The 18097-nt window shown below is 72.3% G+C and carries 17 protein-coding genes and 1 pseudogene; 9 read left to right on the top strand and 9 right to left on the bottom strand.

Annotation, left to right across the window (positions count from 1 at the left end; genetic code table 11):
- The 3 genes and pseudogenes from AB0C36_RS39025 to AB0C36_RS39015 form a co-directional block, all read left to right on the top strand.
- Positions 1 to 194 (top strand): hypothetical protein (locus AB0C36_RS39025; protein ID WP_358363593.1); only part of this gene is annotated, 194 nt, incomplete at its 5' end.
- Positions 195 to 218: 24 nt separating this feature from the next.
- Positions 219 to 422 (top strand): annotated as a pseudogene (locus AB0C36_RS39020) (DUF2625 family protein); the annotation flags it as partial.
- Between the two features lie 121 nt (positions 423 to 543).
- Positions 544 to 870: a DUF2625 family protein gene (locus AB0C36_RS39015; RefSeq protein ID WP_358363592.1), complete on the top strand. Its 327-nt coding sequence runs from the start codon at positions 544 to 546 to the stop codon at positions 868 to 870.
- Between the two features lie 131 nt (positions 871 to 1001).
- On the opposite strand, the gene AB0C36_RS39010 is transcribed toward AB0C36_RS39015, so the two are convergent.
- Complete coding sequence (locus tag AB0C36_RS39010; RefSeq protein ID WP_358363591.1) at positions 1002 to 1943, bottom strand: glutaminase; 942 nt, start codon at positions 1941 to 1943, stop codon at positions 1002 to 1004.
- On the bottom strand, positions 1943 to 3334 hold the full coding sequence (gad, locus tag AB0C36_RS39005; protein ID WP_435839206.1) for a glutamate decarboxylase: 1392 nt from the start codon (positions 3332 to 3334) through the stop codon (positions 1943 to 1945). The genes AB0C36_RS39010 and gad overlap by 1 nt, the downstream gene beginning before the upstream one ends.
- A 215-nt stretch (positions 3335 to 3549) precedes the next feature.
- Between gad and AB0C36_RS39000 the strand changes: the two genes are divergently transcribed.
- Positions 3550 to 4557 (top strand): RNA polymerase subunit sigma-70, encoded by a 1008-nt coding sequence (locus tag AB0C36_RS39000; protein ID WP_358363589.1) that lies wholly within the window; start codon positions 3550 to 3552, stop codon positions 4555 to 4557.
- 13 nt (positions 4558 to 4570) lie between these two features.
- Here the strand turns inward: AB0C36_RS39000 and AB0C36_RS38995 are convergent, their stop codons facing one another.
- On the bottom strand, positions 4571 to 5134 hold the full coding sequence (locus AB0C36_RS38995; protein ID WP_358363587.1) for a dihydrofolate reductase family protein: 564 nt from the start codon (positions 5132 to 5134) through the stop codon (positions 4571 to 4573).
- Between the two features lie 188 nt (positions 5135 to 5322).
- Positions 5323 to 7272, bottom strand: a complete 1950-nt coding sequence (locus AB0C36_RS38990; RefSeq protein ID WP_358363586.1) for a S8 family serine peptidase — start codon at positions 7270 to 7272, stop codon at positions 5323 to 5325.
- 314 nt (positions 7273 to 7586) lie between these two features.
- Between AB0C36_RS38990 and AB0C36_RS38985 the strand changes: the two genes are divergently transcribed.
- Together AB0C36_RS38985 and AB0C36_RS38980 are read left to right on the top strand one after the other, a co-directional pair.
- On the top strand, positions 7587 to 8270 hold the full coding sequence (locus AB0C36_RS38985) for an ArsR/SmtB family transcription factor (RefSeq protein ID WP_435839205.1): 684 nt from the start codon (positions 7587 to 7589) through the stop codon (positions 8268 to 8270).
- Between the two features lie 116 nt (positions 8271 to 8386).
- Positions 8387 to 9811, top strand: a complete 1425-nt coding sequence (locus tag AB0C36_RS38980; protein ID WP_358363597.1) for an MFS transporter — start codon at positions 8387 to 8389, stop codon at positions 9809 to 9811.
- Positions 9812 to 9871: 60 nt separating this feature from the next.
- Here the strand turns inward: AB0C36_RS38980 and AB0C36_RS38975 are convergent, their stop codons facing one another.
- Positions 9872 to 10324, bottom strand: a complete 453-nt coding sequence (locus tag AB0C36_RS38975; RefSeq protein WP_358363595.1) for a winged helix-turn-helix transcriptional regulator — start codon at positions 10322 to 10324, stop codon at positions 9872 to 9874.
- Between the two features lie 110 nt (positions 10325 to 10434).
- Between AB0C36_RS38975 and AB0C36_RS38970 the strand changes: the two genes are divergently transcribed.
- Positions 10435 to 11793 (top strand): MFS transporter, encoded by a 1359-nt coding sequence (locus tag AB0C36_RS38970; protein WP_358363585.1) that lies wholly within the window; start codon positions 10435 to 10437, stop codon positions 11791 to 11793.
- Positions 11794 to 11818: 25 nt separating this feature from the next.
- Here the strand turns inward: AB0C36_RS38970 and AB0C36_RS38965 are convergent, their stop codons facing one another.
- Together AB0C36_RS38965 and AB0C36_RS38960 are read right to left on the bottom strand one after the other, a co-directional pair.
- Positions 11819 to 12805, bottom strand: coding sequence for an RNA polymerase subunit sigma-70 (locus AB0C36_RS38965; protein WP_358363583.1), 987 nt, complete (start codon positions 12803 to 12805; stop codon positions 11819 to 11821).
- Between the two features lie 210 nt (positions 12806 to 13015).
- Complete coding sequence (locus tag AB0C36_RS38960) at positions 13016 to 13534, bottom strand: MarR family winged helix-turn-helix transcriptional regulator (protein WP_358363581.1); 519 nt, start codon at positions 13532 to 13534, stop codon at positions 13016 to 13018.
- A gap of 141 nt (positions 13535 to 13675) precedes the next feature.
- Here AB0C36_RS38960 and gap point away from each other — a divergent pair, with 141 nt between their 5' ends.
- Both gap and AB0C36_RS38950 read left to right on the top strand, forming a co-directional pair.
- Positions 13676 to 14680 carry a type I glyceraldehyde-3-phosphate dehydrogenase gene (gene gap / locus AB0C36_RS38955; RefSeq protein ID WP_358363579.1) on the top strand — a complete coding sequence of 335 codons (1005 nt, stop codon included), beginning with the start codon at positions 13676 to 13678 and terminating at the stop codon, positions 14678 to 14680.
- 104 nt (positions 14681 to 14784) lie between these two features.
- Positions 14785 to 15516: a 3-keto-5-aminohexanoate cleavage protein gene (locus AB0C36_RS38950; RefSeq protein ID WP_358363577.1), complete on the top strand. Its 732-nt coding sequence runs from the start codon at positions 14785 to 14787 to the stop codon at positions 15514 to 15516.
- Positions 15517 to 15593: 77 nt separating this feature from the next.
- Here the strand turns inward: AB0C36_RS38950 and AB0C36_RS38945 are convergent, their stop codons facing one another.
- On the bottom strand, positions 15594 to 16121 hold the full coding sequence (locus tag AB0C36_RS38945) for a DinB family protein (protein ID WP_358363576.1): 528 nt from the start codon (positions 16119 to 16121) through the stop codon (positions 15594 to 15596).
- A 506-nt stretch (positions 16122 to 16627) separates the two neighbouring features.
- Complete coding sequence (rox, locus tag AB0C36_RS38940; RefSeq protein ID WP_358363594.1) at positions 16628 to 18085, bottom strand: rifampin monooxygenase; 1458 nt, start codon at positions 18083 to 18085, stop codon at positions 16628 to 16630.
- Positions 18086 to 18097: the final 12 nt, after the last annotated feature.

Raw genomic sequence — 18097 nt, 5'->3', positions numbered from 1 at the left:
CGCCCGGCACCGGTCAGGACGCCCCGCCGCGGACGTCCACCACAGCCGACCGCTTCGGCCTCCGAGGCCGCTTCGGCTGTCCGCTCCGGACGCCGGGCGCGGTGGGCCGCGACCACCGCTGCGACTATGGCCAGTTGCGTGATGTGGAGGACCTGACCGATATAGCGGATCCGGCCTGGCCGCTCGTCGCGTAGGCGGTCGCGGGGAGTTCGGTACGCGTGACCCCGCTGCCCGGGGACGCCGCACAAGGCGCCGCGTGCCTACGGCAACTGCAGGTCACCACGCGCTCTTTCGTCGGCGCCGTGGCCCTGCACTGCGGCGGGATCCTGGTGGACGACGGCTGGGTGCGTGTGTACGGGGGCGCAGGCACCGGTGCGGCCGGCGGCATGCCCGGGCTGGGGGCGGTGAACGGCTTTCCGGCCGTACCGGACCGGGGCTGGTCGCCCGCCGCCGGGCTGGTGCCGGCACACGACGTGCTGGCCGCGTGTTCGCCGTCAACGGCCGCGATCCCGCCGGGGGCGGCGGCCGGGAGACTCCGGGGAAGTGGTGTACTTCGCCCCGGACTCGGTGTCCTGGGAGCCCCTCGGCGCGGGCCACGGCGACTGGCTGGGGTGGCTGCTGGCCGGGGAGGCGTTGCCGGAGTTCTACTCCTCGGTGCGATGGTCGCACTGGTCCCGCGACGTGGCGGAGCTGTCGCCCACCCACGGGGTGACGGTGTATCCGTTCCTCTGGTCGCAGGAGGCGCACGAGTCGGCCGACCTGAGCCGCCGGCCGGTCCCGATGCACGAGATCCTCGGCATCTCACGGGAATTCGCCCGGCAGGTCACCGGCGCGGACCCGCGTCCTCTGGGCAGCCTTCCCGACCACTGAGCCCGCAACCCGCAACCCGCAACCCGCAGCCCGCAGCCCGAGCCCGCAACCCAGGCCCGCAACCCCAACCCCCATCCGCAGCTCGGCCCCGGCCCCGGCCCCGAACCCGTCCCCCCACGCCGCGGCAACGGTCAGAACAGGGAGCAGCCGGAGACCGCGGCGAAGGTCTCCAGGGCGACCGCGCCGGCCACGGAGTTGCCCTTGGGGTCCAGGCCCGGGCCCCAAGCGGCGACGGCGCAGCGGCCGGGGACGACCGCGAGGAGGCCGCCGCCCACGCCGCTCTTGCACGGCAGGCCGACGCGGTACGCGAATTCGCCGGCTTCGTCGTACGTCCCGCAGGTGGTCATGATCGCGGTGATGCGGCGGGCGTCGTCGGCGCTGATCAGCCGGGTGCCGTCGGCGCGGCGTCCGCGGCGGGCCAGCAGCAGTCCGGCCCGGGCGAGTTCGGTGCAGGTGATCATGATGGAGCACTGCCGGAAGTAGTGGTCGAGGGCGACGGGCACCGGGTTGCGCAGGTTGCCGAAGTCGGCCATGAGGTAGGCGAGCGCGCGGTTGCGGTCGCCGCTGTAGGCCTCGGAGCCGTGGGTGACACCGTCCGCGTGAAGGTCCGGGTTGCCGGTTTCGTCGCGCAGCAGGGTGCGGACGGCGTCGTACGCGTTGCCGGTCAGGGTGTGGAGGTGGTCGGTGACGACGATGGCGCCGGGGTTGATGAACGGGTTGCGCGGGATGCCCTGTTCGATCTCCAACTGGATCAGCGAGTTGAACGGTTCGCCGGACGGTTCGCGGTGCACGCGCTGCCACAGGCTGCCGTCGTCGCGGGACAGGACGAGGGCGAGGGTGAACATCTTGGAGATGCTCTCGATGGCGAAGCGTACGTCGGCGTCGCCTGCGGTGTGCACGGCGCCGTCGACGGTGGCGACGGCGAAGCCGAACTGGTTCGGGTCGACGCGGCCGAGGTCGGGGATGTAGTCGGCGACCTTGCCCGCGCCGATGTGGGGCGCGGTGGCGGCGGTCACGAAGTCGACGACGGCGGCGAAGTCGATGTCCCGGGTGTCCGGCGCGGGGACGGGCATCAGTGGTGGAATCCCGCGCGGTCGGCGTCGGCGGGCGCGCCGTGCGTGAGCCGGTGCAGGGAGCGGCGCATGTCGTCGGCGAGGAGGCCGATTTCGTCGCGGCCGATGCCGTGCCGGATCAGGACGCGCTGGATGACGGTGTCCTCGCGGTCGGCGGGCAGCGGGTAGGAGGGGACCTGCCAGCCGCGCATGCGCAGTTGGTCGGAGAGGTCGTAGAGGCTGAAGCCGCAGGTGTCGGGGTCGGTGAGGGTGTACGAGACGGCGGGCAGGGCGCCGTCGCCGTCGTACAGGAGGGTGAACGGGCCCATGGCGGCGATCTCGCGGGCGAAGGCCTGGGCGGTTTCGGCGCAGGCCTGTTGGACGGCGCGGTAGCCGCCGTGGCCCAGACGCAGGAAGTTGTAGTACTGGGCGACGATTTCGCCGCCGGGGCGGGAGAAGTTGAGGGCGAACGTGGGGATGTCGCCGCCGAGGTAGTTGACCCGGAAGACGAGGTCGTCGGGAAGGAGGTCGGCGCTGCGCCACACGGCCCAGCCGACGCCGAGCGGGGCGAGGCCGTACTTGTGACCGGAGGTGTTGATGGAGGCGACGCGTTCGAGGCGGAAGTCCCAGACGACGTCGGGGTGGAGGAAGGGGGCGATGAAGCCGCCGCTGGCGGCGTCGACGTGGATGGGGATGTCCCAGCCGTGGTCGGCCTGGATGCGGTCGAGTTCGGCGGCGATCTCCTGGACGGGTTCGTAGTCGCAGGTGAAGGTGACGCCGAGGATGGCGACGACGCCGATGGTGTTCTCGTCGACGTGGTCCTTGAGCTGGTGGGCGCGAAGTCCGGTGGCGCCGGGTTCGAGGGGGACCTGCCGGAGTTCGACGTCGAAGTAGCGGGCGAACTTGTCCCAGCAGATCTGGACGGGGCCGCAGACCAGGTTGGGCCGGTCGGTGGGCTTGCCCGCGGCGCGGCGGCGTTCGCGCCAGCGCCATTTGAGGGCGAGCCCGCCGAGCATGGCGGCCTCGCTGGAGCCGGTCGTCGAGCAGCCCATGGCGTTGCCGGCCGTCGCGGTGGTGGGGGCGTTCCACAGGTTGGCGAGGATGTTGACGCAGCGGGACTCGATCTCCGCGGTCTGCGGGTACTCGTCCTTGTCGATCATGTTCTTGTCGAGGCACTCGTTCATGAGCCGGTGCACTTCGTCCTCGGACCAGGTGGTGCAGAACGTCGCGAGGTTCTGTGCGGCGTTGCCGTCCAGGAGGAGTTCGTTGTGGATGACGGCGTAGACGACGTCGGCCGGGGAGTGGTCCTCGGGCATCCGGTACTTGGAGAGTTCGTGGCGGCTGAGTGCCGTCGCGAACACATCGGTGGACGCGTCGGCCTCGGCCGGGTCCCTCGCCTCGTGCAGTGCCACCGCAGGCCCCTCTCGCCAAATCTCGCCAAATCTCGCCGAATCTCGACACGTCTCGGCACGTCTCGCCATACAAACAATCCTGTTAGGACGTTAAGTGAGATTTGGGGTCGGCGACAGCGGGATGGCCCGTGCGCGGGACGCGGCCCACCGATCAGAAACCGTCCGCCGGGTCGTCGGTTCTGTCAGCCCTCGCACCGGTGGAAGGATTGACGACCATGACCGACCCCAGACCGCTGGGCGCCGACGAGGCCGCGTTCCTCGCGGCGGTCCGCTCCGGCGACCCGGCGCGGTTCGCACGCATCACCGAGCGCCACCGGCGCGAGCTGCGGGTGCACTGCTACCGGATGCTCGCGAACTACGAGGACGCCCAGGACCTGACGCAGGAGACGTTCCTGCGGGCGTGGCACAAGCGGGAGTCGTTCAAGGGCCACGCCGCCCTGCGGACCTGGCTGTACCGAATCGCGACGAACGCCTGCCTCGACTTCCTGGACAAGCGCAACGACCGCACACCCGTGCCGACCGGGCTGCCGGGCCCGGACTCCGAGGTGCTGTACCTCCAGCCCTACCCCGACCGGATGCTCCCCGAGGACCCGCAGGAATCGGTGGTGGCACGGGAGACGATCGAGCTGGCGTTCATCGTGGCCGTCCAGCACCTGCCGCCGCGGCAGCGGGCGGTGTTCATCCTGCGCGACGTCCTCGGCTGGCCGGCGCCGAAGGCCGCCGACGCCCTCGACCTGACCGCCGCATCGGTGACCAGCGCACTGCAGCGGGCCCGTGCGACGATGCGCGAGCAGCTCCCCGACCGCCGCCTCGACTGGCGGAGGCCCGCCACCCACGAGCTGTCGAACGACGAGCGGGACGTGGTGCAGGCGTACATGGACGCCCACAAGCGCAACGACCTGGCCGGGCTGACGTCCCTGCTGCGCGACGACCTGCGCTTCGCGATGCTGCCCGAGCGGGGAACCTCGTCCGCCACGGCCAAGGACGCGGTGGACGGCTGGGTCTCCGGCGGGCTCTTCCAGCCCGGCCACGACGACTGGCGCTGCACAACCACGACGGTCAACCGCATGCCGGCCGCCGTGCTCTACCTCCGCACCCCCGAGGCTCCGGAGCACCGGCTGTTCGCCATCGCGGTCCTGCACGTCGTCGACGGGAAGATCGCCGAGCTCACCGGATTCGACGCCACCGACAAACCCTGGCTGGGCGTGCCCCCGACGCTGTGATCGGACAGCGGCCTCATCGCCTGGTCTCGTACCGGGTCAGCACCACGCCGTCGGGAAACGGCCGGGTCTCCAGAGGGTCCAGGTGCACCCATTTGTCCAGGGCGGTGAAGAACGGCGTGCCGCCGCCCACCAGGACCGGGTGGGTGAGCAGCACGTACTCGTCGATCAGCCCGGCCCGCATGGCCGCCCCGGCCAGCGTGGCGCCGCCGATGTCCATCGGGCCGCCGTCCTCGGCCTTGAGCCGGGTGATCTCGGCGACCGCGTCGCCGGTGACCAGGCGGGTGTTCCAGTCGACCGTGCGGGCCGTCGACGAGAACACCACTTTCGGCATGTCCCGCCAGCGGCGGGCGTACTCGATGTCAGCCGGTGTGGCGCCGGGCTGCCGGTCGGCGGTCGGCCAGTGGGAGCTCATCGTGTCCCACAGCCTGCGCCCGTACAGCGCAAGGTCGGTCGCCGCCACCCGGTCGGACCACCACTGGAACAGTTCGTCGCTCGGTACGCTCCAGCCGAGGTCGTCGCCGGGCGTGGCGATGTAGCCGTCCAGGCTCAGGTTCATGGCGAAGATCAGTTTCCGCATCGTGCCGGCCTTTCGTGAGTCGGTCTCACAGGTACTGACGGGCACGGCGCGGAAACTTGATCGGTGCGCGATCTGCGTCCGCAGGAATCCCGGCGCGTACGGCCGGGACCCCGGTCCGGCCGGGTGTGGCCGGTCCGGCCCGGGGTCACGTCGGACGAAGGCCTCGGGTGCCGGGCCGCGCCGCCGGGCTACTCGACATACAGGCTCACCAGCGCGGTGGTCCTGACCGTCCCCGTGCCGTCCCGGCCGGTCAGCACGACCGCGTAGTCGCCGGCCGCAACGCCGTCGGCGTGACCGGTGACCGCGACGCCCACCGTCCCGCCAACCGGCACCGTCACCGGCGCCGCGGGCACGGTCACCAGGCCGGCCGGGGCCGGGGCGCCCTGCAGCGTGACCGCCGAGACCGTGAACGTGAGCGTCTCCGGCTGCGCGCCCTGGTTGGCGACCATCGTGTACGCGGTCGCCGTCTGACCCGGAGCATGCGGCGCGGCGAGCCCGACCGGCGGTGTGAGGTACGGAACCACTGTCTGCTGCAGGGCCGCACCCACGTTCACCATGCCCCGGCCCTGCTCGAACGGCGTCGCACCCGACAGCGGCGTCGCGCTCGCGATCAGCGCGCCCTTGACGTACAGCGCGGGCCAGGTCGGGTGCTGCTGCATGAGCAGCGCCGCTGCGCCGGCGACGTGCGGGGCGGCCATGGACGTGCCGCTGCGCCGGTCGTATTGCGTGCCGACCGGGATCTCGGCCAGTGCGTCCGCGGAATGGGCCGCGACGATGCCGACCCCCGGGGCGACCACCTCCGGCTTGACGAGGTGGTTGTAGACCGGCCCGCGGCTGGAGAACGACGCCAGGCCCGACGTTCCGTTCGACGCCCCGACGGTCAGCGCGCCCGCCGCCGCGCCCGGCACGGCGATGGTGCCCGGCCCGCTGTTGCCGGCGCCGACCACGAACAGCACACCCCAGACCGCGTAGGTGTTGACCAGGTCGATGATCGGCCTGCTGTCGTCGGAGACCGGGAACCGCAGGCTCATGTTGACGACCTTGGCCTGCGCGGTCTCGACCGCCCACTCGATGCCCTCGAGCGTGTCGCTTTCGAGGCAGGCGTTGCCCGCGCAGACCTTGCCGATCACGAGGTCGGCGTCCGGGGCCACCCCCTTGTACAGGCCGCCGGACGCCGCGCCGGAGCCGGCCACGACGGACGCGACGTGCGTACCGTGGCCCTCCTCGTCGACCTCGGGGTCGGACGCGACGCTCACGAACGCCTCGGCGGCGACGACGTTTTGCAGATCGGGGTGCGTCGCGTCGTAGCCGGTATCCAGGACCGCGACGCGCACGCCGTCGCCGGTGTACCCGGCCTGCCAGGCCGGCGCCGTGTTGATCTGGCCGTTGCTGACGTCGTCGATGACCGTCCCGACTGCGTCGACCCAGAGTCTGGCCACCCGCCCGCCGCCGAGCGGCGCGGCGGCGTCGCCGAGACGGGCCTGCGGCTGCCCGCCGACGAGCGACTTCCACAGCGCGGGGGTCGCGGACTTGCGTACGTCGAGGACGTCCACGCCGAGGCGTTCGAACGAACGGGTGCGCACGCTGCCGCTCAGGGCGGCCTCCGGCGCCGACTTGCCGGGGGCGCGCTTGGCGAGGACCGGAATCTGTGCGCTGCGAGCGTCGCCGTAGCCCCACGCGAGCAGGCTGCTGACGTCGAAGAAGAGCGGGTCGACCTTGCCGGCCCGCAGCACGGTCAGCGCGTCGGCCGGCACCACCGCGATGGCCGGGCCGTCGGCGACGACGGTGAACGGGATGCGCTCGCGTCCCTTGGCGGGGGCGACCTCGGCGGTCGGGCGTCCGCCGACGGTGCGGACGGTCACCTTGTCGCCGGTGATGAGGGTGACGGTTCCTTCGACCGGTCCGGCTGTCGGACCGGGCGTCGGGTCGTTGGTGCCGGTGCCGGGTTCGGCGGCGGGGCGTACCCGGGTGGGGTCGTCGTGCGGCAGGCCGAGCGCCGCGACCTGGGCGGGGGTGGGTGCGGTGAGCGGTGCACCCGCCGCACCGGGGTCGGCGAGGGCGGTGGGGGAGGGCAGGGCGAGTAGTCCGGTGAGTGCGGCGGTGACTGCGACCGCCTTGACCTTGCCGCGTATTCGCATGTGCGTCCTTCCGGGGCCGGGGAGGTCCGCCCGGAGGGAACGCAGAGTCGGGCAACCGCCGGGCAGGGAGGGATGTGACAGGCGGTGCGGGTGTGGCGCAATTTGTGCGTCAGCAACCTGACACACAATCAGAACAATGACAATGCCTACCAGTTGGACGCGCGGGTGGTCGGCCTCGCCCCCGGCCCCGGCCCCGGCCGTGCCCGGGCACCAGCTCCTGTCCAGGCCGGCGCGGATCGACCCGACCCAAACCGCAAAGAGTCCTTCGCGAATATCTCTTTGCGAAGAACCCTTTGCGGTTTAGCGTGGACCGGGTGACGGACACCTCGAAGACGCCCGACGGCCCGCGGCGCGGCACGCACACCACGTACGGCTCCAGCGACCCCGACGCCGCCGTGCTGGACGCCAAGGGCCTACGCGCCCTGGCCCACCCGGTACGCGTACAACTCGTCGGCCTCCTGCGCAAACACGGCCCGTCGACGGCCACCCGCCTGGCCGAGCGCCTCGGCGTGAACTCCGGGACCGCCAGCTACCACCTGCGCCAACTCGGCGCGGCCGGTTTCGTCGAGGAGGACACGGGGCTCGGCAACGCCCGCGAGCGCTGGTGGCGTGCCGTGCACCAGGTCACCGAGCTCCGGGACCACGACCTCGCGGCCCTTGAGCCGGACGCCACCCTCGCGTACCTGCGCTCCGTCGCCGCCACGTACACCGTGCGCACCCAGCAGACGCTGAACAGCCTCCCGTCGATGCCGCGCGAGTGGCGGGAGGGCTTCGACATGAGCGACTGGGCCCTGCGGCTGACGCCCGCGGAGGCCGTCGCCTTGCGCGCCGAACTCAACGCCGTGCTCGACCGCCACCGCAGGGACCTGCCGGACACCGCGGCCGACGCACCGGAAGGCGCCCGGCGGGTCGGCGTCATCGCACTGCTCCTGCCCGAACTGGATACGCCCGAGTCGGACACCGGCCCGGACCCGGCCGCGGGAGCGAAGCCGTTGTGACCGAGCGAGCCCCCGCCCCGCGGCCGGAACCGGACCGGGACCTGGACCTGGACCGGGGCTCGGCCCAGGAAACGGGCTGGCGGTCGGTGCGTCCGCTGGCCGGGGTGCTGGCCGCCATGGCCGTGTCGCTCACCGGTACGCGCATCTCGGCGGTGGCCCTGCCCTGGTTCGTGCTCGTCACCACCGGCAGCGCGACCCGGACCGGTCTGGTGGCGTTCTGCGAGATGACGCCGTACGTGCTGGCAAAAGCGTTCGCCGGACCGGTCGTCGATCGGATCGGCCCGCGGTCCGTCTCCTGGACCACCGACCTGACCAGCGCCGTCGCCGCCGCCGCGGTCCCCCTGCTGCACGCCCTGGACCTGCTGTCCTTTCCGCTGTTGCTGGCGCTGGTCGCGATGGTCGGCGCGGCCCGCGGGCCCGCCGATTCGGCCAAGGAAGTCATGGTCCCGGAGGCCGCCGAACGCGCCGGCGTACCGCTGGAACGGGCCACCGGCCTGTCGGGCGTGACCGAGCGGCTCGCGTTCACCCTCGGCCCCGCGGTCGGCGGCGCCGTGGTGGCGCTGCTCGGCCCCCTGGTCGGGCTCGTTGTCAACGCGGCTTGCTTCGCCCTCGGATCGGTGGTCGTCGCGGTGGCGTTGCCGCGCGGTATGGGCCACCCGTACGAGGACGCCGCGGCGCCGGACGGCGACGGCGTGAAGGGCCGGGACGGTGGCGCGGACGGGGACGGGGACGGGGACGAGGACGGGGACGGGGACGGGGACGGTGGCGGGGGCGAGGAGCCGGGCTACTGGCGGCGGTTCGGCGAAGGCTTCGCGTTCCTGCGCGGCGAGCCGCTGCTGCTCACCGTCATCGTCATGGTGGGGATCACCAACCTGCTCGACATGGCGTTCGCCGCGGTGCTCATGCCCGTATGGGCCAAGGAGTCCGGCAACGGGCCGACCGCGATCGGCCTGACCGGCACGGTCATGGGGGCCGCGGCTGTCGCCGGGAGCCTGATCGCCGCGGTGGCCGCCCATCGGCTGCGCCGCCGGTTGGTGTTCTTCGCCGGGTTCCTGCTGGCCGGTGCGCCGAGGTTCCTGGTCCTCGCCGTGGACGCGCCGCTGGGAGTGGTGCTGGCCGTGTTCGCTGTGTCCGGGTTCGGGGCGGGCTTCCTCAACCCGGTGCTGGGGGCCGTGCTGTTCGAACGGGTGCCGCGGCGGATGCTGGGCCGGGTCAGCGCGCTCGGTGACGCGTTCTCCTGGGCCGGTATGCCGCTCGGCGGGCTGATCGCCGGTGCGGCGGTGGCTTCCGCCGGGCTGGTGCCGGTGCTGGTGGCGGGCGGGGCTGCGTACTTCCTGACGACGAGCCTGGCCGGACTGCGGCCGGAGTGGCGCGAGATGGACCGCGCCCGGGGACGGGCCGCCGCCGCGACGCGGAACCCCGGCCGCCATCCTGACCCCGGGAAGCACCAGGGGCCCGAGCACCCCGAGGTGCGCCCCGCGGAGAAGACGGAACCCGAACAAGACGACGACCCGCAGGGCCGGGCGCGCGCCGCGATGTGACGTCATCGACGTGAAGTCCGGCACAGGGTAAGGGACTTCCAGGGCCGGGCGCGAGGCGGTCTAGTCCGCACTGACCTTGTGCACGGCGGTGTCGTCCGGGGTCAGGGGTCGCCCGTCCGCGGACAGCACCTCCAGTGGGCGGAGCGGGCGGCCCTGCCGTACGTCGAGCAATTGCGAGTGCGATTCGCCGGGGGAGAAGCAGTTCTGCTCGCCCCACTGCCGCAGCGCCACGATGACGGGGAAGAGCGACCGGCCCTTGGGGGTCAGCGCGTACTCGCGGTAGGCGCTGCCGTCCGAGGCGGGCACGGATTCCAGGACACCGCCCGCGACCAGGGTGCGCAGGCGCGCGGTGAGGATGTTCTTCGCCACGCCCAGGCTGCGCTGGAATTCCCCGAAGCGGCGGCTGCCGTCGAACGCGTCCCGCACGATCAGCAGCGACCACCAGTCGCCGATGGCGTCCACCGACCGGGCGACGGGGCATGCGTCGTCGTCGAAGCGCGTCCTGCTGACCATGGCTTCCCTCGTTTCCACGCTGCCGCTCCATCTGGTTGCAACATGCTACCAAGGCCGTATAGCGTCCCAGTCTGGTAGCAAGATGAAACCAGAGAGCGAGAGGCACACACATGCCCGGAAACTGCGACGCGGCGACACGGCAGACCCTGGCAGGGGCGGGGGAGGGCGGCGACCCCACCCCATGCGCCCCGGCAGCCCACGACCCGGCGAACACGCGCCCGACAAAGGCGAGTTCCGCGGGCGGACGCACGGAAGGGAGCACGGACGGAAGCGCGGACCGGGAGGCCCCGGCGTACGTCCTGTCCCGCCGCGTCGTCACGCTCTTCGCCGTCGCCTGCGGTGCCGCGGTGGCCAACGTCTACTTCGCCCAGCCGCTCCTGGTGACCATGGGCGACGACCTCGCGATGAGCCCGGCACTGGTCGGCAGCGTGGTCACCCTCACCCACGTCGGGTACGGGCTGGGCCTGTTCCTCCTCGTACCGCTCGGCGACATCGCCGACCGGCGCCGCCTCATCGTGGCCCAACTGCTGCTCCTCGTCGGGGCGTTGGCCGTGATCGCGACCGCCCCCACCGCGGCGGTCCTGCTCGTCGGCATGGCCGCGACGGGGCTCCTCGCGGTCGTCACCCAGACGATGGTGGCTTTCGCCGCATCACTCGCCCCTCCGGCCGGCCGCGGCCGGGTCGTCGGCCTGGTCACCAGCGGCGTGGTCGTCGGCATCCTGCTCGCCCGCACCGCGTCGGGCGTCCTGGCCGACCTCGCCGGCTGGCGCTCCGTCTACGTCGCCTCGGCGTCCCTGACCGCGCTGCTCGCGCTCGTGCTGCACCGCGTACTCCCGCGCCACGTCGCCGCCCGGGCGTCGACCCTCGGGTACGGCCGGCTCCTTCGCTCCACCGTCACCCTCTTCGCCCGCGAACGGCTGCTGCGACTACGGGCCCTGTTCGGCCTGCTGGTCTTCGCCTCTTTCAGCACGCTGTGGAGCAGCATCGCGCTGCCGCTCAGCGAGGAGCCGTACGCCATGTCCCACAGCGCGATCGGCGCGCTGGGGCTGATCGGCGTGGCCGGCGCGCTGGCCGCGACCGCGGCGGGCCGCCTCAACGACCGCGGGCTCTCCGGGCCTACCACCGGCACCGCGCTGGCGCTGCTCGCCGTTTCGTGGCTGCCGCTGGCGTACACCCGCAGCTCGCTGTGGGCTTTGGCGGTCGGGATCGTCCTCCTCGACCTCGCCGTCCAGGCCGTCCACGTCACCAACCAGACCGTGATCTACGCACTGCACCCGGACGCGGGCAGCCGGCTGATCGGCGGCTACATGGTCTTCTACTCGATCGGCAGCGCCACCGGCGCCATCGCCGCGACCACCCTGTACGCGGCCGCCGGGTGGGGCGCGGTGTGCGTGCTCGGCGCCGCGTTCAGCTGTCTGGCCCTGGCCCTGTGGGCGTTCACCCGGAAGAGCACCCAGCCGGCCGCGTGACACCCGCAGCCCCGGCACCTGTCGGTCAGGCCGGGGCCAACCGGTCCGGCAGCTCGAAGAGCGGGAACAGCCGATCGGTGTCGCGGAAGAAGCTGATGCCGGTGATTCGGGACCCGGAAGTTTCAAGGACCTGGAGCGCCCAGGGCGCGTGGCCGCCGCCTTCGGCCAGCCGGTACTGGCCGAAGGCGGGAGCGCCGTTCGCCATGGTCGGGATCAGGCGGGAGTTCCGGCAGCCGACGGCGGGTCCCGTCAGCCACGCCCGGATGTCCCCGGCACCGCGCATCCAGGTCGCGTACGGCGGCAGCGACAGCGTGGCATCGACGTGCAGCAGCATGGCCAGCAGCTCCATGTCGTAGCGGGCGAACGCGTCGGCGTACCGTGCGGCCAGGGCCCGCTGCACATCGTCGGCGGGGCGAGCGGCCGGGTCCCCGCCGCCGGGTCCCCGGCGCGCGGCGAGCGTCGCGCGGGCGCGTTGCAAGGCGCTGTTCACGGCCGCGACGGTGGTGTCCTGGAGTTCGGCGACTTCGCGCGCCGAGAAGCCGATGACCTCGCACAGCACCAGGACCGACCGCTGCGTGACGGACAGGTGTTGGAGTGCGGCGACGAAGGCCAGGCGGACGGACTCGCGGGTGGCCGCGGCGGTCGCCGGGTCCGCCGCCTCGGCCGACTGCGCGCGGGCGTCGGGGAACGGCCCGACCAGCAGCGCGTCGTCGAAGGCCGCGCCCGGCCCGGTGGCGCCGCTGACCGGGGATGCCAGGTCCATCGGCAGGGCCCGGCGCCGGGCCGCGGCCAGCGCGTCGAAGCACACATTGGTGGCGATCCGGTAAAGCCAGGTTCGCAGCGCCGAGCGGCCCTCGAATCGGTCGGCGCCGCGCCACGCCCGGATCATCGTCTCCTGCACCGCGTCCTCGGCCTCGAACGCCGAGCCCAGCATGCGGTAGCAGTAGCCGGTCAGTTCCGCGCGATGCCGTTCGAGGTCGTCCTGCCCCACCGTGCGCCCGGTGCCCGACATATGCGCCTCACCTCCCGGCTCTCGCGGCCTTCGTGGCATTTCTCGATCTGCCTTTGTCTGCTTTGGTCTCGTGCATGTCTCGCGGTCGGTCATCGTAGGCAGGGCCCCACAACGGCCACAAACCCGCTCGGGTTGGCCCGGTCGCGGGGCTCGGACTCGACCTGCCACAGGACTCGACCCGCCACCCCGGGCAGAGCCGCCGTTCCCGTTCTACGACGCGCCGCGTCCGAGTTCCGCGAGGCGGCCAAGGGCGGGGAGAGCGTCCGCGATCGCCCGGCGCTGCTCGGCGGTCAGCCGGGCGATGAGCGGCGCCAGGTGGCGGGCGCGGTCCGCGTGCCGCGATCGGCCGATCCGCCGGCCGGCCTCGGTGATGTGGACCAGTACGGCGCGCCCGTCGCCCGGGTCGGGGCGGCGCTCCACGAGGCCGTCGCGTTCGAGGCGGGTGACCAGCTGGGTGATTCCGGGCTGGCTGATCTGCTCGGTCCTGGCCAGTTCGGTCAGCCGCATCGGGCCGCCGCCGAACGCGAGGGTGTCGAGCACCGACAGCGTCGTGAAGGGCAGCTTCTCCAGCACCGGGAGCCGGATGTAGAAGCGGTTGAAGTTCTCGACCGCGGCCGCGAAGGCCTCGACGTCCAGCTCGGCTTTCGGCTCGACGCACGGTTCGACATTCGGTTCGGCGTCGCGGTCCGCGTCCGGTTCCGCGGGGCGGTCGTTCGAGGTGTGGTCCACGCCGAAAAATATATCGCACACTTATTTAAGTTGCTTATGCTGTTGGCGTGGGCGCGCCGCGGACCCGAGGTCCCGCGGTCCGCGCGCCTCGGCATGCGGCCGCGCGCCCACCCCCTCGTCGGCGCAAGGAGAGGAACCACCATGACTGTTCGTGTCGGCATCAACGGATTCGGCCGCATCGGCCGCAACGTCTTCCGCGCGGCAGCCACCCGGGACGCGGACCTGGAGATCGTCGCCGTCAACGACCTCGGCGACGTGCCGACGATGGCCCACCTGCTGGCGTACGACTCGATCCTGGGCCGCTTCCCGGGCGAGGTCACCGCGGAGCCGGGCGCGATCCGCGTCGGCGACAGCACGGTCACCGTCCTGGCCGAACGCGATCCGGCCGACCTGCCCTGGGGCGACCTGGGCGTGGATGTCGTCATCGAGTCCACCGGCGTCTTCACCCAGGCCGCCAAGGCCCGCGCGCACGTCGACGGCGGCGCGCGGAAGGTCATCATCGCCGCGCCCGCGAGCGGCGAGGACATCACCGTCGTGCTCGGCGTCAACCAGGACGCGTACGACCCCGACCGGCACACGATCATCTCCAACGCCTCGTGCACCACCAACTGCCTGGGCGTACTCGCCAAGGTCCTGCACGACGCCGTCGGCATCGAGTCCGGGATGATGACCACCGTCCACGCGTACACCCAGGACCAGAACCTCCAGGACTCCCCGCACCCGGACCTGCGCCGCGCTCGCGCCGCCGCGCTCAACATCACGCCGACCTCCAGCGGAGCGGCCAAGGCCATCGGCCTGGTCCTGCCCGAACTCCAGGGCCGCCTCGACGCGTTCGCGCTGCGCGTACCGGTCCCCACCGGCTCGGTCACCGACCTGACCGTCACCACCGGCCGGCGCACCACCGTGGAGGAGGTCAAGGAGGCGTACGCAAAGGCCGCCGCCGGCGCGTACCGGGGCCTGCTGTCCTACACCGAGGCGCCGATCGTCAGCACCGACATCGTCAACGACCCGGCCTCGTGCATCTTCGACGCGGAACTCACGCGCGTGCTCGGCCCGCAGGTCAAGGTCGTCGGCTGGTACGACAACGAGTGGGGCTACTCCAACCGCCTCATCGACCTGGCACTCCTCGTCGGCGGCGCGCTCTAAGGCCGGTATCGGGCCGTGATCAATCTGTGGGAATGAGTCGATCCCAGGCTGAGTCCGGTCGCCTGACAGGGAGACTTTTGTGCGCGACCTGCAAGGATGGCGCCATGTTGCAGGTTTGCCTCAACGGAGCGCGAAGCCGTGCCGAGTGCTCCCATCTGCCGGTGACCGCCGACGAGCTGGCGGTGGCGGCCCGTGCGGCTGTCGCCGCCGGCGCCGAGGACGTCCATCTGCATCCCAAAGATCGCGACGGTCAGGACACGCTGGAAGCCACCGCCGTCGCCGCCGCTGTGAGCGCGGTGCGAATTGCCGTCCCAGGTATCCCGGTCGGGGTCACCACCGGTGCATGGGCCACGGCGGACGCTCATGCCCGTGCCGCGCAGGTCCGGTCCTGGACCGTGCTACCTGACCACGCTTCCGTGAACTGGCACGAGGACGGCGCCGCCGATGTCGCCGCGGCCTTGCTGGACCGGGGGATCGGCATCGAAGCCGGCATCTACTCCGGTACTTCCGGAGCACAACGGTTTCTGGACTGGCCCGGATCCCGCCGAGTCCTGCGCGTCCTGGCCGAGATCACCGAGGCCGGCCCGCAGGACGCGCTCCATGCCGCAGCCGGCTTGCTGGATGAACTCGAATCGGTTGCCACGCCGATTCTCCTGCACGGCGAAGACACCGCCGCGTGGCCCATTCTGCGACTTGCGGCCTCCCGCCGCCTGGATGCCCGGGTCGGCCTGGAAGACGTACTCCACCTCCCCGACGGCGCTCCCGCCCCGGACAACGCGGCTCTCATCCGCGTGGCACGCGAGATCATTCAGGGCACACCGCAGGGCACGCCATAGCGAGCGTTGTTCCTCGAGGCTGAGGGATTCTTCGGGGAGCTGCTTCCTGCACCCGCCGGGCGTTCTGCCGCTTGCGGCTACTCGCCCGTGTGGCCGTCGATGCGCTCGCGGAGGAGGTCCGCGTGGCCGGCGTGACGGCCGTACTCCTCGATGAGGTGGATGAAGATCCAGCGCAGGCTGATCTCGGTGCCGCGCACCGGGTCGACGTACGTCTCGTCGAGCGACCGGCCCGCGGCCGTCGCGCGCACCGCGTCGAGCTCCCGCAGGTACGCGTCGAAGGCCGCGGCGGGATCCGCGCTGTCGACCGCGTCGAAGTCCGTGTCCGGCGCCTCCTCCGTGTAGTAGATGTCGGGGACGTCGTCCTGCCCGGCGAACCGCTGCCGCCACCAGTTGCGTTCCACCTCGGTCAGGTGCCGCACCAGGCCGAGCAGTGACAGGCCGGACGGCTCGACACTGCGCTGCCGCAACTGCTCGGCGGTCAGCCCGGCGCACTTGTTCAGGACCGTCTGCCGCAGGAAGTCGAGGTGGGACTCCAGCAGGAGCCGTTCGTCCCCGACGGTGGGCACGGCGACGCGGGGTTGCGCGGGGGGTGCAGTCCAAGTCATCGGGACATGATGCAACAGTCCGGCGGCACCGTACGCCTGTCAGTGCCCGCCGTTGCCGGTCAGGTAGCCGGCCGGCCAGATGACGCCGCCGATGATGAGGGTGGCAAAGAGGATGACGAACACTCAGCGCAGGATGCCCCGTTCGCTGCCGCGCTGGGACTCCCCGCGGCGCACCGGAACCGGCCGTGGCGCGGCGGTTCCGGCGCCTGCCTGCTCGGGCGCGGCGGATCCGAGGGCCGCGCCGTCGGGCGTGTCGCGAGGGCCGGGGGCTGGGGCACGCCCTCCGTTGAACACGGTGCGACGGCGGGACAGCGGGCGGCGTGCGGCGTGCGGACCAGCGTGCCCCAGTGCGCAGCGACCCGGTCGTCTCGGTATGCGCGGCGACACCTGGTATCCGCGCCGGGATTTCGGGGCTGGACCCCCGGCACCTGCGGTGGAAGTGTCGGTCGCGGAGAATCGCCGTGGGGCAAATATTACTGACAGGTAGACGTGGTGGCCGAGTCCCGTCAGCCGCCCGCCTCGCCGAACCACTTCGCGAGGTGTTCGCGAAGGTCCTGCCGGTCCCCGCCGACCCAGGCGACGTGGCCATCCGGTCGGAGCAGCAGCGCGGGGGCGTCGCCTACGTCGAGGTGCTCGCTCGCGTCGATGACGTCCGCGACGTGGTCGACCCGGTCGGCCCAGCTCTCCGCCGAGAGCCTGCCGCCGGTCTGGTCGAGGAGCAGTCCGCGGCCGGAGTGCATGAGCGAGTAGAGGCGCCCGTTCTGCCGCAGGCCGACGTCGCGCAGGCGGCGGCCCAGGAGTTCGTGGCCTTCGCCGAAGTCGTACCGGACGCCGACCGCGGTGATCATCTCGGTGACGTACCGGTTGACCTCCTCAAAGTCCATGAGCCTGCCGAGCAGATCCCGCAGCGCGGTCGGGCCCGGCCCCGCGCCCAGGAGGGTCATCTGCGCGCGGGTGTTCTCCAGTACGCGGGCGCCGACCGGGTGGCGTTCGGCGTGGTAGCTGTCCAGCAGGTCTGCCGGTGCCCATCCGTCGACGGCGGCGGCGAGTTTCCAGCCGAGGTTGAACGCGTCCTGCACGCCCAGGTTGAGCCCCTGCCCGCCGGTGGGCGGGTGGATGTGCGCGGCGTCGCCCGCGAGCATGACCCGGCCGACGCGATAGCGCTCGGCCTGCCGGGTCGCGTCGCCGAAGCGGGAGAGCCAGCGCGGCGAGTGCGCGCCGAAGTCGGTGCCGGCGTACGCGCGCAACTGCCGCTTGAACTCGTCGAGGGTGGGTGCGGCCGCACGGTCCTCGGCGACTCCTTCGGCGGGCACGAGGACGCGGTAGACCCCGGCACCGCCCTCCGGGATGGCGCCGAACCGCAGTTCCGTCCTGCGGACCTCGTCGACGACGGCGGCGATGGAGGCGGGGTCCTCGGTAAGTTCCATGTCGCCGAGGAGGGTCTCGACGGCGGACGGTTCGCCGGGGAAGCCGACGCCGAGCCGCCTGCGGACGGTGCTGCGGCCGCCGTCGCAGCCGACGAGGTAGCGGGCGCGCAGGCGGGTGCCGTCGGCGAGTTCGGCGGTGACGCCTTCGTCGTCCTGGTCGAGGCCGACCAGTTCCGCGCCACGGCGCAGGTCGGCGCCGAGTTCGCGGGCGTGTTCCTCCAGAAGTCGTTCGGTGACGGGCTGCGGGGTGGCGAGGCCGTACGGGTGCGCCGTGTCGACGGTGTCGGGCCACGGCTTCATGACCCCGCCGAAGAACCCGCCGACCTGGAACTTCTCGCTGACGGCGGCGAACCGGTCGAGCAGGCCGCGCTGGTCCATGATCTCGACGCTGCGGGCGTGCAGGCCGCGGCCGCGGGACTGGCCGGTCGGCTCGGTGAGCTGTTCGAGTACGACTACGTGGACGCCGTGCAGCCGGAGCTCGGCGGCCAGCATCAGGCCGGTCGGGCCGCCGCCGGCGATGATCACGTCGATGGTCATGTGGGGTCCCCC

This window comes from Streptodolium elevatio (genome assembly GCF_040649515.1).
GTDB classification, from domain to species: Bacteria; Actinomycetota; Actinomycetes; order Streptomycetales; family Streptomycetaceae; genus Yinghuangia; species Yinghuangia elevatio.
This window is presented reverse-complemented; position numbering and strand designations above follow the sequence as displayed.

Excerpts from the sequence above, each read along its gene's own strand:
- AB0C36_RS38970 (WP_358363585.1), top strand. The coding sequence starts at position 10,435 with ATGCCCGGAAACTGCGACGCGGCGACACGGCAGACCCTGGCAGGGGCG.
- AB0C36_RS39010 (WP_358363591.1), bottom strand. The coding sequence starts at position 1,943 with ATGCCCGTCCCCGCGCCGGACACCCGGGACATCGACTTCGCCGCCGTC.
- AB0C36_RS38945 (WP_358363576.1), bottom strand. The coding sequence starts at position 16,121 with ATGACTTGGACTGCACCCCCCGCGCAACCCCGCGTCGCCGTGCCCACC.
- AB0C36_RS38975 (WP_358363595.1), bottom strand. The coding sequence starts at position 10,324 with ATGGTCAGCAGGACGCGCTTCGACGACGACGCATGCCCCGTCGCCCGG.
- gap (WP_358363579.1), top strand. The coding sequence starts at position 13,676 with ATGACTGTTCGTGTCGGCATCAACGGATTCGGCCGCATCGGCCGCAAC.
- AB0C36_RS38995 (WP_358363587.1), bottom strand. The coding sequence starts at position 5,134 with ATGCGGAAACTGATCTTCGCCATGAACCTGAGCCTGGACGGCTACATC.
- AB0C36_RS38965 (WP_358363583.1), bottom strand. The coding sequence starts at position 12,805 with ATGTCGGGCACCGGGCGCACGGTGGGGCAGGACGACCTCGAACGGCAT.
- AB0C36_RS39000 (WP_358363589.1), top strand. The coding sequence starts at position 3,550 with ATGACCGACCCCAGACCGCTGGGCGCCGACGAGGCCGCGTTCCTCGCG.
- AB0C36_RS38990 (WP_358363586.1), bottom strand. The coding sequence starts at position 7,272 with ATGCGAATACGCGGCAAGGTCAAGGCGGTCGCAGTCACCGCCGCACTC.
- AB0C36_RS38950 (WP_358363577.1), top strand. The coding sequence starts at position 14,785 with ATGTTGCAGGTTTGCCTCAACGGAGCGCGAAGCCGTGCCGAGTGCTCC.
- rox (WP_358363594.1), bottom strand. The coding sequence starts at position 18,085 with ATGACCATCGACGTGATCATCGCCGGCGGCGGCCCGACCGGCCTGATG.
- AB0C36_RS38980 (WP_358363597.1), top strand. The coding sequence starts at position 8,387 with ATGGCCGTGTCGCTCACCGGTACGCGCATCTCGGCGGTGGCCCTGCCC.